The sequence below is a fragment of the Ectopseudomonas toyotomiensis genome, assembly GCF_900115695.1.
Classification (GTDB): Bacteria; Pseudomonadota; Gammaproteobacteria; order Pseudomonadales; family Pseudomonadaceae; genus Aquipseudomonas; species Aquipseudomonas toyotomiensis.
Genome location: NZ_FOXK01000001.1, coordinates 535,332 through 551,603, shown reverse-complemented (window position 1 = coordinate 551,603; position 16,272 = coordinate 535,332). Strand labels below are relative to the sequence as shown.

General features: G+C 65.3%; 14 protein-coding genes. 1 reads left to right on the top strand and 13 read right to left on the bottom strand.

What is annotated here, in order from left to right; genetic code table 11:
• The first annotated feature begins 110 nt into the window (after positions 1 to 110).
• On the top strand, positions 111 to 1,058 hold the full coding sequence (gene trxB / locus BM186_RS02745; RefSeq protein WP_072422995.1) for a thioredoxin-disulfide reductase: 948 nt from the start codon (positions 111 to 113) through the stop codon (positions 1,056 to 1,058).
• Between the two features lie 81 nt (positions 1,059 to 1,139).
• Here trxB and BM186_RS02740 read toward each other — a convergent pair whose 3' ends face one another.
• The 13 genes from BM186_RS02740 to algK all read right to left on the bottom strand — a co-directional run bounded on the left by BM186_RS02740 (position 1,140) and on the right by algK (position 16,269).
• Positions 1,140 to 2,300, bottom strand: coding sequence for an AAA family ATPase (locus BM186_RS02740; protein ID WP_074913465.1), 1,161 nt, complete (start codon positions 2,298 to 2,300; stop codon positions 1,140 to 1,142).
• A gap of 23 nt (positions 2,301 to 2,323) precedes the next feature.
• The gene (locus BM186_RS02735) at positions 2,324 to 2,692 is read right to left on the bottom strand and encodes a hypothetical protein (protein ID WP_074913464.1); all 369 of its coding nucleotides are present in this window, start codon (positions 2,690 to 2,692) and stop codon (positions 2,324 to 2,326) included.
• Entirely contained in the window at positions 2,689 to 3,519 is an 831-nt protein-coding gene (locus BM186_RS02730) for an SDR family oxidoreductase (protein WP_074913463.1), read from the bottom strand. Before BM186_RS02730 ends, BM186_RS02735 begins: the two co-directional genes overlap by 4 nt.
• A gap of 175 nt (positions 3,520 to 3,694) precedes the next feature.
• Positions 3,695 to 4,159 carry a hypothetical protein gene (locus BM186_RS02725; protein ID WP_059390552.1) on the bottom strand — a complete coding sequence of 155 codons (465 nt, stop codon included), beginning with the start codon at positions 4,157 to 4,159 and terminating at the stop codon, positions 3,695 to 3,697.
• 278 nt (positions 4,160 to 4,437) lie between these two features.
• Positions 4,438 to 5,874 (bottom strand): mannose-1-phosphate guanylyltransferase/mannose-6-phosphate isomerase, encoded by a 1,437-nt coding sequence (locus BM186_RS02720; RefSeq protein ID WP_074913462.1) that lies wholly within the window; start codon positions 5,872 to 5,874, stop codon positions 4,438 to 4,440.
• A gap of 97 nt (positions 5,875 to 5,971) precedes the next feature.
• The gene (locus tag BM186_RS02715; protein WP_072422990.1) at positions 5,972 to 6,622 is read right to left on the bottom strand and encodes an alginate O-acetyltransferase AlgF; all 651 of its coding nucleotides are present in this window, start codon (positions 6,620 to 6,622) and stop codon (positions 5,972 to 5,974) included.
• A gap of 25 nt (positions 6,623 to 6,647) precedes the next feature.
• A complete protein-coding gene (locus BM186_RS02710; RefSeq protein ID WP_074913461.1) occupies positions 6,648 to 7,781 on the bottom strand; it encodes an alginate O-acetyltransferase in 1,134 nt (377 codons plus the stop codon).
• Positions 7,782 to 7,794: 13 nt separating this feature from the next.
• Complete coding sequence (locus BM186_RS02705) at positions 7,795 to 9,246, bottom strand: MBOAT family O-acyltransferase (RefSeq protein ID WP_072422988.1); 1,452 nt, start codon at positions 9,244 to 9,246, stop codon at positions 7,795 to 7,797.
• A 119-nt stretch (positions 9,247 to 9,365) separates the two neighbouring features.
• Positions 9,366 to 10,439 (bottom strand): mannuronate-specific alginate lyase, encoded by a 1,074-nt coding sequence (locus tag BM186_RS02700; RefSeq protein WP_074913460.1) that lies wholly within the window; start codon positions 10,437 to 10,439, stop codon positions 9,366 to 9,368.
• A gap of 10 nt (positions 10,440 to 10,449) precedes the next feature.
• Positions 10,450 to 11,880 carry an alginate O-acetyltransferase gene (locus BM186_RS02695; RefSeq protein WP_074913459.1) on the bottom strand — a complete coding sequence of 477 codons (1,431 nt, stop codon included), beginning with the start codon at positions 11,878 to 11,880 and terminating at the stop codon, positions 10,450 to 10,452.
• 11 nt (positions 11,881 to 11,891) lie between these two features.
• Positions 11,892 to 13,427, bottom strand: coding sequence for a mannuronan 5-epimerase AlgG (gene algG, locus BM186_RS02690; protein ID WP_072422985.1), 1,536 nt, complete (start codon positions 13,425 to 13,427; stop codon positions 11,892 to 11,894).
• 11 nt (positions 13,428 to 13,438) lie between these two features.
• On the bottom strand, positions 13,439 to 14,878 hold the full coding sequence (locus BM186_RS02685) for an alginate export family protein (protein WP_074913529.1): 1,440 nt from the start codon (positions 14,876 to 14,878) through the stop codon (positions 13,439 to 13,441).
• Positions 14,879 to 14,892: 14 nt separating this feature from the next.
• Entirely contained in the window at positions 14,893 to 16,269 is a 1,377-nt protein-coding gene (gene algK, locus BM186_RS02680) for an alginate biosynthesis TPR repeat lipoprotein AlgK (RefSeq protein WP_083431554.1), read from the bottom strand.
• Positions 16,270 to 16,272: the final 3 nt, after the last annotated feature.

Below are 16,272 nucleotides of genomic sequence, written 5' to 3'. Positions count from 1 at the left end.
GCCCAGTTTCTCTTTTGCGGGGCTCTCATCCTTCCAAGCCTTCCCCTAGTGCTTCGAGAGTCCCTTTTTATTCTGGCCTGCCGGCCCTGTGGGCCTGCAAGGAGTTAGCGATGTCTGCCGTTCGTCATGCCCGCGTCATCATTCTGGGTTCCGGTCCTGCCGGTTATAGCGCTGCCGTCTATGCCGCACGCGCCAACCTGAAACCGCTGCTGATCACCGGTATCCAGGCCGGCGGCCAACTGACCACCACCACCGAGGTGGACAACTGGCCGGGTGACCCTCATGGCCTGACCGGCCCGGCGCTGATGCAGCGCATGCAGGAGCATGCCGAGCGCTTCGAGACCGAGATCGTCTTCGACCATATCAACGCCGTGGATCTGGCCGGCAAGCCATTCACCCTGGTTGGCGACAGCGCCACTTATAGCTGCGACGCGCTGATCATCGCCACCGGCGCCAGCGCTCGCTACCTGGGGCTGCCCAGTGAAGAGGCGTTCATGGGCCGCGGTGTTTCTGCGTGCGCGACCTGCGATGGTTTCTTCTATCGTGGCCGCGAGGTCGCGGTGGTCGGTGGCGGCAATACCGCTGTGGAAGAGGCACTATACCTGGCCAACATCGCCAGCAAGGTAACCCTGATTCACCGCCGCGAGACGTTCCGTGCCGAGAAGATCCTGCAGGACAAGCTGCGCGCGCGCATTGCCGAAGGCAAGATCGAGCTGCAGCTCAATGCCGAGGTGGACGAGGTGCTGGGCGATGCCAGCGGCGTCACCGGTGTGCGCCTGAAACAGTATGGCGGCGCCTATCGCGAGCTGAAGGTGGATGGTCTGTTCGTTGCCATCGGCCATACCCCCAATACCAGCTTGTTCGAAGGCCAACTGGCGCTGAAGGATGGCTATCTGGTGGTCAATGGTGGACGCGAGGGCAATGCCACCGCGACCACTGTGGCTGGCGTGTTCGCCGCCGGTGACGTGGCCGATTCGGTCTATCGCCAGGCGATCACCTCGGCCGGTGCCGGTTGCATGGCGGCGCTGGATGTCGAGCGCTATCTCGACGGGCTGTGAGAACGAGTAGGGTGCGCTGTGCGCACCGGCTTTTCATGGCCACTGCAAAACGCGGTGCGCGCGGCGCACCCTACGGACGTCTCAATCCGGCCAGTGCCAGGGCGGCTCGTCGAGCATGCCCTGGCCGCGAATGCAGGTCTGGCCGAGCTGTTTGTCCAGCTCCAGAGTGTTGCACCCCGGGCTTTCCTTGAGCGTGGCGATCAGCCGGCTGGCGTGCGACACCACCCACACCTGGGTCTGCTTCGACGCGGCGATGATCAGGCGCCCGAGTGCCGGCAGCAGATCCGGGTGCAGGCTGGTTTCCGGTTCGTTGAGCACCATCAGTGACGGTGGTCGCGGCGTGAGCAGGGCTGCCACCAGCAACAGGTAGCGCAGCGTGCCGTCGGACAGCTCGGCAGCGCTCAAGGGGCGCAGCAGACCTTCCTGGCGCAGTTCCACAGCGAAGCGTCCGCCGGCCTGAAAGTCTATATGCAGACGGCTGCCGGGAAAGGCGTCGTCGATGGCGGCATCCAGGGCTTCACGGTCGCCGATCTCGCGGATGGTCTGCAGGGCGGCGGCCAGGTCGCGGCCATCGTGGTGCAGCACCGGTGTGCGCGTGCCCAGTTGCGGCTGGCGCGCCGGCGCCTCGGCATCGCTGCGAAAGTGATCGTAGAAGCGCCAGCGGCGAATGGTTTCGCGTAGCTGGAAAACTTCCGGGCAATTCGGGTCGTTGCCGATCTGGTCGAACAGGCTGTCGTAGTTCGGCACGTGCTGGGCCAGTACCTGCCAGCTGCGACCTTCACGCATGCGCACCATGGGCCCGGCGCGATCCACCAGCAGCGAGGCAGGGCGGTAGCTGGCGCCAGCCCAGATGCATTCGCGCTTGATCTCCGGGTCGAGAGCGAAGGCCGAGCTGCTTGGCTCGGGCAGGCCAAGGGCGATGGAGTAGCCGAAATCCTCGCCGGCAAAGCCCAGGCGCAGGCGCATCACGTTCTGTCGTGGCCCACCCTGCACCGGCACCTCACCGCTGCGCATACGCCGGGAAATCTTCTCCGGCCCGGCCCAGAAACTCGACTCCAGCCCGCCTTCGCGCGCCAGCGCGTTGACCACGCCACCTTGCGCGGTTTCCGCCAGCAGGCGCAGCGCGCGGTAGAGGTTGGACTTGCCGCTGCCGTTGGCGCCTGTGATCAGGTTGAGCCGGCCCAGCGGCAGGATCAGGCTGTTGATCGAGCGGTAGTTGGCGACGGCGAGGGTATGCAGCATGGCGAAGTCATCCTGACGAAAAATCAGCGGCCATGGCGTGGCGAAAACGCCAGCCAGGCCAGCACTGGGTAGCACAGATAATGCAGGCTGAAGAGAAACAGGCCCATGGGGCTGGGCGTGTCCTGCAGGTACATCATGCCCAGCAGGCCGAGATAGAGCAGCCCGAGCACACCGCCATAGAGCAGGGTGAAACGCCAGCGCTCAGCGCTGCTGGGCGCGCGACCCTGGCGCCAGTGAAACACCAGCGCCAAACCGGCCGCAATGACGGCGGCGATCAGCAATGTAGTGAACACGCCGCCCAGGCGCACGAAGGTACGCAGCAGCAGGTTCAGCACGATCGCCGCGACTATCCCCGAAGCCGCGTAGTAGCGCAGTTGCAGGCCTTGGCTCACAGGTTTTGCACCAGGCCGAAGCGTTTGCGCAGCACGCTCTCGAGCAGCGCCTTGGGCAGCAGTGTGGCGAGCAGTGGCAGGGCGCGGCTGCCATTGCCCAGGCGTAGCAGGCGCGGGCGTTTGTCGCGCTGTACGGCGGCCAGCAGTTGCGCGGCGAAGTCGCTGGCCGGAGTCGGGTTGTCCTGCGAGGCATTGGCGCGGGCGCGGATGCCCTCGCGCAGCGGCCACCAGGGCGAATCTTCACGGATCAGCGCCTCGGCTTGCTGGCTGGCGTTGGCGCCGAAGCTGGAAGCGATGGCGCCGGGCTGCACTTCCATCACCTCGATGGAGAAGGGCGCCAGCTCCATGCGCAGCGCGTCGCTCAAGGCATGCACGGCAGCCTTGGAGGCGCAGTAGGCACCGGCGAAGGGTGTCACCAGTACTGAGGAAACGCTGCCGATATTCACCACCAGGCCACGGCTGCGACGCAGCAGCGGGAAGAACGCGCGGGTCACGCCAACGATGGAGAAGACATTGGTTTCGAACTGCCGCTGCATGGCTTCCACGCCACCGTCGAGCAGCGGGCCCATGGCGCCGTAGCCTGCATTGTTGATTAGCACATCGAGGCCGCCGATCTCCTCGCTCAGGCGAGCGCTCAGCTGTTGCAGCGCTTGGCCATCGTTGACGTCGAGCTGCACCGCGTTGAACCCGGCTTGCTCGAGCGCTGTGAGGTCGTTCTCCTTACGCGCCGTGGCCCAGACGGCGTAGCCACCCGCCTTGAAGGCGTCGGCCAGGGCGCGGCCAATGCCGCTGGAGCAGCCGGTGATAAGGACGCTGGGTTGGGGCATGCGCGGGACTCCCTGAGACGCGAATGGGGTTGCAGCTTAGCAGGCTTGGCTTGAGGTGATGGCGGACTGTTCGCCTAGGGTCCTGAGTCCGCCCTAGGAGGCTGGCAACGGATGTCGGGCATGCAGGCGCGGGCTCTGCTCGCGAACGCGTATGACGCCGCAACGCTCCTACGGGTTATCGGATGAACTTGCCTTGCAGGCGCTCGGCGCGAAACTCCAGCGTAGCCGGGCGATAGCCGCTGCGCAGGTCGGGCAGGGGCATGCAGTCGCTCCAGCTGGCACCCGGCAGCAGTTCACCGGGGCCGCTGTAGCGTGGCGATTCGTAAAGGCGCTGGGCCAGGTTGGTGGCATTGCCGGGACGGTAGGCAGCGACTTCCCAGCGCAGTTCCAGCAGGGCGGCGTCGCTGCCGTTCTTCAGGTCGATGGCCAGCGGGCGATCAGCGGGGCAGCGCTGCGGGTCGTAGCTCAGGCGCAGTTCGAGATGGGCGAGGTAGCGCTCGTCGCGGCTTTCCTGCCAGATCACCCAGGTGGCCACCAGGCCGAGACCGACCAGCGCGGCCATGGACACCGGTAGCGCCTTGGTCGGATAGCGGATCAGCAGGATCAGCCAGGTGATGACGAGTACGATGCCGAACAGCATGAGCGCAGTCCTTTGGGGAGTCTGCACTCATCCTACACAAGCTCTCAGGTCAGGGTAACCGCGTGGGCTGTCGCAGGGTGTGACAGCTTCCTTCACCTGGCGGGAAGGGGGGCGGGGAAGGCAGAACCTTCAATGGCGTGGGCGTATTCTGCCCCCAACCACTCTCCCATGAATGAGATAGGGGAGCTCACTGCGCGTATGCCTCGGATGAACAAGGACGTAGTCCGGATGCAATCCGGGGCCGATATCGACCCGGACTGCATCCGGCTACGAACAGCTCAGTGTGCGGCGCCGACAGCTACTGCATCGCTACGGCCGTACACGTCTTCCAGACGCTCGATATCGTCTTCGCCGAGGTAGGTGCCGGACTGCACTTCGATGATCTCCAGTGGGATCTTGCCCGGGTTGGAGAGGCGGTGCACCGAGGTCATCGGGATGTAGGTGGACTGGTTCTCGGTGAGCAGGAACTCACGGTCGTCGCAGGTCACCTTGGCCGTGCCGGACACCACGATCCAGTGCTCGGCACGGTGGTGGTGCATCTGCAAGGAGAGCTGCGCGCCCGGTTTGACGGTGATGTGCTTGACCTGGAAGCGGCCACCCATGTCCACCGAGTCGTACGAGCCCCACGGGCGGTACACCTCGCAGTGGTTCTGGGTCTCGCAGCGGCCTTGCGCGTCCAGCTTGCTCACCAGCTTCTTGACGTCCTGTACGCGGTCCTTGTGCGCCACCATCATGGCGTCCTTGGTTTCCACCACGACGATGTCGTCCAGGCCGAGCACCGAGACCAGCTTGCCATTGCCGTGGATCAGGCAGTTGCGGCTGTCCTCGACTACCACGTCGCCCTTGGTGACGTTGCCGGCTTCGTCCTTGTCGTGCACTTCCCAGATCGACGACCAGCTGCCGACATCGTTCCAGCCGGCGGCCAGCGGTACCACGCAGGCGCGGCTGGTCTTCTCCATCACGGCGTAGTCGATGGAGTTGTCCGGGCAGCAGGCGAAGGTGGCCGGGTCGATGGCGATCTGCGTGCCTTCGCGCTTGCTGCGTTCCAGTGCTAGCAGGCAGGTGTCGTAGATATCCACGTCGTGGTGCTTGAGCTCCTCGAGGAAGCGGCTGGCGCGGAACAGGAACATGCCGCTGTTCCAGTAGTAGTCGCCGCTTCTCACGTACTCGGTGGCGCGCTGGGCGTCGGGTTTTTCGACGAAGTTGGCGACGCGCGCCACGCCATCGGGCAGGGTGCCGTCGGCCTGGCCACGGATATAGCCGTAGCCGGTCTCCGGGCGGTCGGCCGGCACACCGAACAGGACCATTTCGCCTTTTTCAGCGGCCACGGTGGCCAGCGCCAGGGCCTGGCGGAAGGCTTGCTGATCGTCCAGTACGTGATCGGCCGGCAGTACCAGCATCAGTTCGTCACGACCTTCGGCGACCAATTGCAGGGCGGCCATGGCCACGGCCGGTGCGGTGTTGCGGCCGAAGGGCTCGAGCAGCAGCATTTGTGCCTGCAGGTCGATCTGCTCCAGTTGCTCGAGGACGATGAAGCGGTGCTCCTGGTTGGCCACCAGCACTGGCGGCTGCATACCCTCGATGGAGAGGCGCTGCAGGGTCTGCTGGAACAGTGTCTGCTCACCAGTCAGGGCGAGGAATTGCTTGGGATACAGCTTGCGCGAAAGAGGCCAGAGTCGCGAGCCGCTGCCACCGGATAGGATGATGGGGGTCATGGTTGTGTCTCTCCTGAGCGATTGATCAAGTGGTTTGCCCGTGTCGTGTCGGTGCGACGTGTACCCGCCGTTTTCCTTGTTCTAGAAACTCACTGCCTTAACCGTCGATGGGGCGCTTGACCCACACCGGCGACAACTTGCCCTGACCGCCGGTGACGAACAGGCTGACCACTTCGCCGCGCTCCAGGGTCACCGGCTTGAGGTCGGCGACCTTGCGTTCGCCCTCGAACAGCGCCAGGCCGACCTTCACCGGGTTGATCTCGCGGTCGCCACGGCCGTCGGGTTTGACGTCGGCGACCACGGCAGTCTTGCCGTCGGCAGTCTTCAGGCTGAGGGTGCTGTCAGTCAGGTTCTGTACGCGCAACAGGGCTTTCTGCCGGCTGGTGAAGGGCGGCTCTTCCACCAGGCGCGGCTCGGCGCCGGTCTGACTGACCAGGGTGTAGTAACGCGCGGCCTCCAGATCCACCGCCATCTGTGCGTTGCCGACCTGGGCCTGATAGCTGCCGGCCGGGAGGAACTTGAAGTCACTCGAGCCCAGCGGCGAGATCTGCTTGAGCTGGGTCTGGCCGACGCTGACGTCGAGCTCGGCGCTGCTGGCGTTGTAGGCGCGGACGAAGGCCGAGCCCTTGGGCGCCTTGGGTCCGTAGAGGGCGCCGTCATCGGCCTGTGCCTGGAGCATGCCGAGGCCCAGGGCCAGGGCGCAGGCGCCCAGCGTGAAGCGGCGTAGGGTGGTTTGCGTGTTGTTCATCGGATAGTCCTCCTTGGGGGATGAATCAGTGACTGGCAGCGGCCAGCCCCTGGTGCTCGCCGTCGTCTTTGAGTGCGGCGAGCCATTGCGGGTCGAAATCGGTGAAATCGCTGGTCATCGGCAGGTAGCGCTCGGGGAACTCCCAGATCACCAGTTGCGGTGGGTTGTTCTCGAAGTCCTCGCTCTGCAGGTACTTGAGCATCGGCACCAGCGGTCCGCCGCCTTCCTCGGCGTGGTTGGCCAGGTCACGCTGCAGGTGTTCACGCAGGGCCCCGGCGAAGTTCCAGGCGGGGTTGGCGCTGTAGCTGGTGCCGACCAGCGTCACCGGCAGGTCGCTGTCGCCGAACAGGTCGTCGCCGCCACCTTCGGCGGCGTGGGTTTCACGCTGCTGCAGGCGGTCGGCCTGGGGCATCAGGCTTTCGAACAGGGGAGCCAGCGGCAGGAAGCGCGTCAGGTCACCCTGATGCGTGCGGGTTTCCACGGTTTCGGTGATGAACTGCTGCGGCTCGCCCCGCAACTGCATGGCGCTACGCACCACTTCACTCAGCGCCTTGGCAGTGACGTCGGCGCCGTCCGGGGTCCAGTGGGTGTCGGTGCGCAGGAACATCGGTGCTTCGTCCTTGGCTGCCTGCAGCGGTGCGAGCAGGTCCGGTGCGGCGATCCCGGCGTTGCGCACGGCGCGGTGAAAGCGCGGATAGAGGCTGCGCTGCAGAGCGCTGGGGCGATGGCTGCCGGTGTGCTCCGGGTACAGGCGGGTCTTGGCCGGGACGATGGCCAGCAGCAGCTGGATGTCGCGTTCTTCCAGTTGGCGCTGCACGCCACGGATCAGCGCCAGGTTGTCGCGCAGCTGGCTCTGACCGTCGACCACCGGGTCGAACTCCTCGTCCGAGTACAGCCAGCCGTCTTCGCCGATCACCAGGCCGCTACGGCCTTCGCCGAACGCCAGGTATTCCACGGCGGCCCACAGGTTGATACCGGCCTGCTTGAGCGGGAAGTTCTCGTCGTAGTGATGCTCGATGCTCTTGGCCAGGCCGCCGTCGAGCACGCTCGGCTGCGCCGGCATGCTGTAGCCGCCGAGCTTGCTCAGGGCAAGCACGCTGACCGGCAACAGCAGCAGGGCGAACAGTGCGACATACAGGGTCTTGATGGGGCGATTCATGCTTGGCCTCCGCTCAGAACTGGAAGTAGAGGAAGGGGGAGTAGCTCTGCGCCGAGAGCTTGAGCAGCGAGGCGCAGAACAACAGCAGCAGGGCGCCGCGCAGGGCCACCATGCGCAGGTCGACGGCCTGCAGGGCGACACCGGCGCTGGCCAGGGTCAGCCCCGGCTCGTGATGGCGGCTGGCAAGGAACTGGCGGGCGCCGTTGACGGCGATCACCACCCAGGCCAGCGCCAGGGTCGCCATCTGCAAACCAGTGATGTGCGCCAGGGTCAGCTCGCTCAGGTGCCAGTCAGCAAAGCTGAACAGGGCGGCGTACATGCGTCCGGCCACCTCAAGGTTCTCGGCGCGGAAGATCACCCAGCCGAGCATCACCAGCAGCAGGGTGAAGGCCCATTTCAGCGGGTTGAACACAATCGGTGCGGCTTTCACGCCGAGCGCCCGTTCAATGGCCAGCCAGGTGCCGTGCCAGGCGCCCCAGATCAGGAAGGTCCAGTTGGCGCCATGCCAGAAGCCGCCCAGCAGCATGGTCAGGAACAGGTTGCGGTAGGTGTTGAAGGTGCCATGGCGATTGCCGCCTAGCGGCACGTACAGGTAGTCACGCAGCCAGGTGGACAGGCTGATGTGCCAGCGCCGCCAGAACTCGGTGATCGATTGACTGATATAGGGCTGGTTGAAGTTCTCCATGAAGCGAAAACCCATCATCAGGCCCAGGCCGATGGCCATGTCGCTGTAGCCGGAGAAGTCGAAATAGAGCTGCGCGGTGTAGGCGATCATGCCCAGCCAGGCATCGCCGGTACTGGGGTTTTCCAGGGCGAAGCAGTGGTCCACCAGCGGCGCCAGGCTGTCGGCGATGAACACCTTCTTGACGAAGCCCTGCATGAAGCGCGTGGCGCCTTCGCTGAACTTGTCGAGGCTGTGGGTGCGGTCGGTGAACTGGTCGGCCAGGTCCTTGTAGCGCAGCACGGGGCCGGCGATCAGCTGCGGGAACAGGGCGATGAAGGCGGCGAAGTTGATCAGGTTGTGCGTCGGTTCGGTGTCGCGGCGGTACACGTCGATCAGGTAGCTGATCGACTGGAAGATGTAGAAGGAGATACCGATCGGCAGGATCACCGCCGTGAGGACGAAGGGCTCCATCCCCATCGATTCGAGCACGGCGTTGATATTGGCCACACCGAAGTTGGCGTACTTGAAGTAGCCCAGCGTGGCCAGGTTGCCGACCACCCCGGCCACCACCCAGCGGCGCGCCGCCTGGGTGCCGGCGTGGGCATGGATGCGCAGGCCGAAGACGTAGTTCCACAGCGTCACGGCGGCGAACAGCAGAAGGAAATCCACCCGCCACCAGGCGTAGAAGGTGTAGCTGCCGATCAGGATCAGCAGATTGCGCCCGCGATTCGGGCACAGATAGTACAGGCCGAGAAAAATCGGCAGGAACAGGAACAAAAAGACGTTGGATGAAAAGACCATCCGTGCTTCTCCGTGAACAGCCGGGGCAGCGCCCCCCTTTCCCCCCGCGAACGGAGGGTTTGTTTTGTTACGTCCCGTAGGAGCCGATTCATCCGCGAAAATCGCGGCTAAAGCCGCTCCTACGGTTTTTCGAATACCTGGGTTACCTCGCCACCGAGGCGGAAGCTGTTGAACGGCCCCATCTCCTGGTTCAGTTCGCGGGTCTCTTCACTGCAGGCGTAGAGGCTGCAGTAGGGCGCCAGCCAGGCGTACTTGAAGTCCTTGCGCAGCTCGCTCATGTCTTGCTTGGCGCCGGTGCGCTGGGCGAACGCAGCCGGGTCGCGCGCGCCTTGCAGCACACGTTCGGCCAGGCGCTGCAGGGCGCCGTGGTTTTCACCGCGCAGGTCGACTGCGTTGGCCTCGGCGAACGCGGCGATCATCGCCAGCGGCGGCAGGGCATAGTTGTGGTAGGCCAGGGCGCGTTGGCTGCGGCGCATTTCGTTGGCCAGGTAGCCTTCGTCATCGACCTGGTTGGCAGCGATGCGGAACTGGCCCACGGACCAGTCGAACAGGTCGCGGCGATCACTGATCACCGCGACCGCCATCACCGACCAGGCCGCCCAGTAGCTGTGGTTGTTGATCTTGCGCAGCGGCAGGTCGCTCCACTCGCGCACCGTGTGTTCGGCCAGGCGGGTGAACCAGGCTTCGATGCGTGCGCTCTGCTGCGGGTAGGCCGCCAGCGGCTGCGATTCGGAGAACTTCAGGCGTAGCCAGGCGCCGGCCAGGCTGCCCAGCGCCCATTTGCGCATCGACTTGCCGGTGTGGTTGAACTGCTCGGACTCCAGGGCATCGGCGCTGGCCCAGCGATCCAGCCATTCGATGGCGCATTCCAGGCGCTCCGGCTGACCGGTACGCATGTAACCGGTGATCATTCGCCCGGCTTCCTTTTCCAGGCGGGTGATGTGCGAGGTCTGCTCGCGGAAGTTCTTCTCGGCCTTGCGGTTGAGCGTGGCGCGGGCACTGTCGGAGCCTTCGTACTTGCTGGTGAACTGCAGCTCACCGGTGTACGGCTGCGGCACCGCCGGGCAGATGGGCGCCTTGCCCTCGCGCTGGCCCACAGCGGCGTAGTAACCCGCTGGCGGCTGCAGCGCGGCGAAGGCTGGGCCGCTGAGCAGCAGCGCCATGAGCGTGAGTGGAGCGAGTCGTTTGGGCATGATGGCCTCCTCAGTCGTTCGCGCTGTGCTGCGCGACCTGCTGGTTGGGCCCGCTAGGGCGCTGGCACAGGCTGGCCTGGACTTTCAGGTCGTCGGCGCTGTCCTCGGGCTTCTGGATTTCCAGGGCGAAGAAGTTCTGATCACCCCAGCCCGGCTCATCGCGCAGTTCCACGGCGAAGCGCCCGTCGGTATCGACGGTGTTGGGCTTCTCCAGCTTGAGCTGTTCGCGACGACCGTTGAGGTACCAGATGGTGGCGTCGACGCGCTTGACCGACGGATCGCTGAAACGCAGGTCGAGCTGGTGGCGGTTGCCGCGCAGGGTCAGCAGCTTGTTCTCGCCATTGACCAGTATCTCGTTGCTGCCCGGATGCAGGCGTTTCTCGCTGGCGAGCAGCTCGGTCTGGCCGCTGCAGCCGTTGTTCAGGCTGGCCATCAACTGGCGGTGGATCTTGTCCGAGGCCAGGTCGTAGAGCGGTGAGAATTCCCAGATCAGCACCTTCGGTGGGTCGTTCTGGAAGGCATCGCTGGCCAGGTACTCGATCATCGCCCCTTCCAGGCCACCGCCGGGGAAGGCCGCGTTGAGCACGTCGGTGCCCAGGTATTCTTCGAGGAAGCCGCCGAAGTTGTAGTTCTTGCCGCTGTGGCTGGTGCCGACCAGGGTGATCTTGGGGCTGCTGTCGTCGCCGAACAGCGCGTCGCCATCGCTGGCGTTCTTGGGCTCGGTGACGAACTGGTCGACGTATTGCACCGCATAGCCGGTGCCGCACAGCTGGCTGGCGACGTTCTGCATGGTGCCGGTCTTGCCCATCAGACCGACGCGCTCGGTGACGAACTCCTTGCGTGGAATATCTTCGAAGCCGGGGATACGCTTGACCGTCTCGGCCACCAGGCGTGCGGTGCGCTCGGCACCGTAGGGCGTCCAGTGCTGGTCGCGGCGGAAGTAGAACTCCTTGTCGCTGTCCTCGTCGGTCAGCGGCGTCAGATCCGGCACCCAGATACCCAGCTGTTCGAAGCGGGTCAGCGCCTGGCGGTAGTTGCGCAACGCCTTGTCGTAGTCGAAGCGCTGGTAGTCGGCCGGGCGCAGCTTGCTGCGATTGACCAGGCCGCGGGTCGGTTGATAGACCACCACCAGTTCCACGCCGCGCTGCTTGAGGCCGTCGCGCAGTTCCTTGAGGCGCTGGTAGCCGACTTCGCTGGTGCCGAATTCGGTGCGCAGGTCTTCGACACTGCGGAACAGCCAGCCCTCGTCAGCATCCATCAGGGTGACGAAGTTCTTCATGTAGTTGGTGGTGTAACGGCTGGCGTCGTGCGCAGCCGGGCACAGCGAGCAGCAATCTTCCACCTGGTATTGCGGCGCCTGGCGTTCTTCGGCCTGCAACGCGCTGCCGAATGCGGCGCAAGTCACTGCCAGGGCCAGGGTCTTGAGTGTGTGTGCAGTCATGGGAGGCCTCGTCAGTTGGTCATCGGCTCGGGCTCGATCGGATCGATCAGCACGGGCAGGCGCTGGCGCACCATGAGGTCAAGGATTTCGTCCTGTTTCTCGCCGAGGATGCCGGCGAGCTGGATGCCGCTGCTCTTGCGCGGCGCGAGCATCTTCACGCGGTACAGCTCGACCGACAGCGGCGAGTCGATGTTGATCGGGCTGGAGCCGTTACCGGCCAGGGTGCCGCCGACGATGATCATCGAGATCTTGGTGTCGAACGGGTCCAGCTGCAGGTCGCGGTCGGTGTCCGACAGGTCCTTGATGTGGCCGTACACACCGGTCAGCTGGTTCATCGCCGATAGGTTGTCGTAGAGGCGGATGTTCTCGCTGTTGCGGATGCGGATGCCGTGGCGCTGATTGCGCAGCACCTGGTTGCCCCACAGCAGGTTGTCGCCGCTCTCGTACAGGGTGATGCCGTCGGAGTGGTTGCCGTGCACGCGGTTGTAGGCGATCAGGTTGCGCTCGCTGTTACGGTCGATGACCACCCCGGAGAGCTTGTTGTCGTAGCTCTCGTTGTTGATGATCCAGCTGTCGTTGACCTCGCGCGAGATGATGATGCCGTGCTTCTTCTTGGTGCCGAAGACCTTGTTCTCGGCGATGATCAGGCCGTGCGAACGGTCGTGCGGGTCGATGCCGTAGACGATGTTGTCGCGGTAGGTGTTGCCCTTGATCACCACGTTCTGCGCTTCGTAGCAGTAGAAGCCGTACCAGTGGTCGACGAACTCGGAATCGATCAGCCAGCCGGTCGGCTCCTCGCGTTGCAGACGCTCGTGCATGTTCGGCGTGTACTGGGTGATCGATACGCCGTAGGACTTGGAGTTGTCGTAGCCCAGGCTGGTCAGCACGCTGCTGGCGATATACAGCTCGCTGCCGCCCCAGGAAACCAGGAACGGGCGGAACTCCTTGCCGTTGTCGCGCATGCTCGCCGGGCCGTTATCGGCCTCACGCCAGGCGGTGACGCGGGTGTCGGTGAGGAACATCAGGCCATCGTTGACCAGAAACGAGCCGCGCTCCTGCGACAGGCGCAGTTCGCGGGTTTCCTTGCCGACGTGCAGCGCCGCGCCTTCTGCCACGACGATGGGCAGGCGGGCGAGGTACACGCCCGGCTCCTGTTCGGCGAACTGGCTGTCGGGCAGCGCCTTGGCGATGTCCTGGGCGGTGACCAGGCCACCTTCGATGAAGATCGCCTGGGGCATGCCTTGCTGGCGCTTGATCCATTCGCGTAGGCGTTCGTTGCCGCCGGTGAAGTCCTTCAGCGCGTCCTGGCGCAGCATGCGCCGCACCACCACCTGGCCGCGTTTTTCACGCGGAATCTTGGCCAGCACGGCCTCCTTGGTGTAGCCGGACAGGTCCGGCAGCGTGGGTGCTTCCATATGCAGTTCGTCCGCCGGTGCGCTACGCACGCGGTAGTCGAACTGGTGCTGCGTCGGGTTGGCCTGGGCCAGGGGCACTGTGAGACACAGCGCGCCGAGCAGCAGGGGTAGGGCTAAGCCGTTGGGTTGCATGATCCGATCCCTCAGAAGCGCCAGATGAAGTCGACGAAGGCGCGGTGCATCACCGAGTCGGTGCCGCTGCCGTAGGCGTCGCCCGGCAGGAACACGCCAGCGCGCAGGCGTACCAGGGCCGAACGGTCTTCCAGTTGTTCGGCGACGGTGGCCGGCAGCAGGCCCTGCTTGAAGTAGCGGGTCAGCACCAGGTCGACTTCCTGGCCGATATCTTTCTCGCCGGCCACCAGCGGTGCAGTGATGCCGCTGTCGCCAACGTCCTGGTCGCCATCGACGCGCCAGAAGCGGTGATAGACGACGCTGGCGTCGTAGTCCTGGCCCAGCTGCCAGGAGCTGAAGGCACTGGCCACCTGCAGGTTGGAGAGCTCGCCGCGGAAGGCTTCGCCGTAGCGGTGCAGGCGTGATTCGACGCCGGTGAAGTTGGCGCGGTTGCTGTGCAGGCCGGTCTGCATGAACTGGCGCGACTTGCCTTCGTCGCCACCGCCGCTGCCACGGGCATAGGCGGCGCCGATCTTCCAGTTGTCATCGAGGCTGTAGCGCAGGCCCAGGTCCATGGCCCAGGCGTCGACGTCCTGGCTGCGCGAACCGGTGGCGATGCGGTCGCTGCCGACCACTTGCTGCTGCAACTGATCGGTATCACCCTGCAGCCAGGTCAGCTGCGCCCAGTAATTGAGACGGTTGCGCGAATTGCGCTCGAAGAAGCCGCCGTCGGCGTGCAGGCCGAACCAGGTCAGGTCACCGGTGTAGCGCTTGCTCAGCTCGTCGACACGCTCGCCGGGATTGGCCAGGCGGCCGTCGTCGCGGCTATGGTGCAGCTTGGCGCCGATGCGGTGGCCGGGCGTCCACTGGTAGTCGAGGCCGGCGAAGAAGTGGCGACGGTCTTCGTCTTCGGGCGCCAGGTCATCGAGGTCGGTGCGGTAGTCGGAGAAGCGCTCGGCGACGCCGACGTTGGCTTGCAGTAGGGTGGTATCGAAGCGCCAGTTGACCGCCTCGATGTTGGTGTCCCACCAGGTACCTTCGTTGCTACGCAGGCGCTGACGGCCGACGCGCAGGTGCTCGCCGGGGTAGGCGGTGAGGCCGGCGTAGTCGACCCAGAATTCGCGCATGGCCAGGTAGCTTTTGTCCGGCTGACGGGCGTCGCTGCGCTGCGTGCTGTCTTCACCGTCGTCCTGCAGCGGGTCGGTTTCGATGGTGTCGGTGGCGGTCACTGCCTGGCCCATGGCGAAGGCGCTCCAGTTGCCGCGTTCGCCGTAGGCCCAGGGGCGCAGGTCGAGACCGATACCGCTGACGTCGCCACCCTCGCGGGTGCCGAGGTCGCGGTCGTCTTCCGATTGCGCGGTGATCTTCACATCCAGGCCGAAATTCTTCGGTGCATCCGCCGCCCAGGCAGCACTGGCTGCCAGCAGGCTGGCGCTCAGCCCCAATTGGCTGACGATACGGTTTAGCTGCATGCGTGCATCCTTGTTCATGGCTGGCTCGCCTGCAGGGCAGCCTGCTGCTGCAGGACGATGCCGCGGGCATCGCGCTCCTCGCGCAGCAGGCGTTGGCCTTCGGCCAGTTGTGCCGGGGTCAGGCTCTCGGCCACCTCGTGCGCCAGCTCGAAGGTCGGCGGCGTGTTGCGCGGCAGGGCCAGTTGGCTGAATACATAGGCGTTGACCGGGTTGGGCTTGACCCCGCGACCCTGGCTGAACATCTGCGCCAGGGCGAAGTCGGCGCTGAGCTGGCCGGCGCGCGCAGCGCTGAGCAGGTGGTCGAGCGCCTGCTGGGCATAGACCTCGCCGAGGTAGCCACGCAGGTAAATCTGCCCCAGGTAGTAATTGGCGCTGGGTTCGCTGGGCGCGGCCTTGCGCAGGTGTTCTTCGGCCTTCTTCGGCTGCTGCGGCAGCAGCTTGCCTTCGTAGTACAGGCGGCCGAGCAGCAGCTCGGCACGTGGCAGGGCAGCTTCGCGGCCCTTCTCCAGATAGCCGAGCAGGGTCTCGATATCGCCTTGCCCCGGATAGTCGTAAAGCAGGCGCGCCAGGCTGACCCAGGCGGCCGGATAATTCGGTGCGATCGCCTCGAGCAGGTCCTGTGCCTGCTGCGGCTGTGGCTGGCCGACCTCAGGGTCGCTGAGGACTTGAGCCACGGACTCGACCTGGTTGGGTGAAACATTGCCGGCGCGGTAGCCCGCCAGCAGTTGGTCGATCAGCGCCTGACGGTCGTCTTCGCGGTTCTGCTTCTGGTACACGGTGGCCAGTTCGGCGTAGCAGGCGTCGTTGCTGGCCAGGCGCGCCTGGCAGATGCGCTCGATCTCGCCGAGGTGCTGGTCGTAGGTGCCATCGGTGCGATACAGAAGGATCTGCGCCAGTTCCGCCTGCGGCAGACCCTGCTGGCGCCAGTCCTGGATACGTTGTGCGATGTTCATGGCGGGAAAGTCCTGTGGATAGAACAGGTAGAGTTCGGTCAGCGGCAGCAGCGCGCTTGGCTCGCGAGCCTGAGCTGCGCTTTCCAGCAGTTCGGCGGCCTCGCGGCGTTCGGCCAGGGTGCTGCCGGGCTTGCGCGCCAGCAGCTTGCCCAGGCGCGCCTTGGCGCGTGGCGATCCATCCATGGCCTGGCGATAGATGCGCTCGGCCTCATCCAGATCCTGGTTCTGGCCATTGGCGGCGTAGATGTCAGCCAGGCCGATCTGCGCATCGCTGTAGCCCATCTCGGCGAGCTGGCGGAAATGCCACTCGGCGGTCTGCTGGTCGCCGCTCTGCAGGGCTTCGCGGGCCAGGCGCTGGTCCGGCAGGCCGGCGCAGCCGGCCAGCGTGGCGCTGACGGCGAGGCTGAGCAGGGCAGGGCGAAGAAGGGGCATGCTCACGGC

What these genes read in the sequence shown, in the direction of transcription:
- trxB (WP_072422995.1), top strand. Translation starts at nt 111, where the DNA reads ATGTCTGCCGTTCGTCATGCCCGCGTCATCATTCTGGGTTCCGGTCCT.
- BM186_RS02740 (WP_074913465.1), bottom strand. Translation starts at nt 2,300, where the DNA reads ATGCTGCATACCCTCGCCGTCGCCAACTACCGCTCGATCAACAGCCTG.
- BM186_RS02730 (WP_074913463.1), bottom strand. Translation starts at nt 3,519, where the DNA reads ATGCCCCAACCCAGCGTCCTTATCACCGGCTGCTCCAGCGGCATTGGC.
- BM186_RS02725 (WP_059390552.1), bottom strand. Translation starts at nt 4,159, where the DNA reads ATGCTGTTCGGCATCGTACTCGTCATCACCTGGCTGATCCTGCTGATC.
- BM186_RS02720 (WP_074913462.1), bottom strand. Translation starts at nt 5,874, where the DNA reads ATGACCCCCATCATCCTATCCGGTGGCAGCGGCTCGCGACTCTGGCCT.
- BM186_RS02715 (WP_072422990.1), bottom strand. Translation starts at nt 6,622, where the DNA reads ATGAACAACACGCAAACCACCCTACGCCGCTTCACGCTGGGCGCCTGC.
- BM186_RS02710 (WP_074913461.1), bottom strand. Translation starts at nt 7,781, where the DNA reads ATGAATCGCCCCATCAAGACCCTGTATGTCGCACTGTTCGCCCTGCTG.
- BM186_RS02705 (WP_072422988.1), bottom strand. Translation starts at nt 9,246, where the DNA reads ATGGTCTTTTCATCCAACGTCTTTTTGTTCCTGTTCCTGCCGATTTTT.
- BM186_RS02700 (WP_074913460.1), bottom strand. Translation starts at nt 10,439, where the DNA reads ATGCCCAAACGACTCGCTCCACTCACGCTCATGGCGCTGCTGCTCAGC.
- BM186_RS02695 (WP_074913459.1), bottom strand. Translation starts at nt 11,880, where the DNA reads ATGACTGCACACACACTCAAGACCCTGGCCCTGGCAGTGACTTGCGCC.
- algG (WP_072422985.1), bottom strand. Translation starts at nt 13,427, where the DNA reads ATGCAACCCAACGGCTTAGCCCTACCCCTGCTGCTCGGCGCGCTGTGT.
- BM186_RS02685 (WP_074913529.1), bottom strand. Translation starts at nt 14,878, where the DNA reads ATGCAGCTAAACCGTATCGTCAGCCAATTGGGGCTGAGCGCCAGCCTG.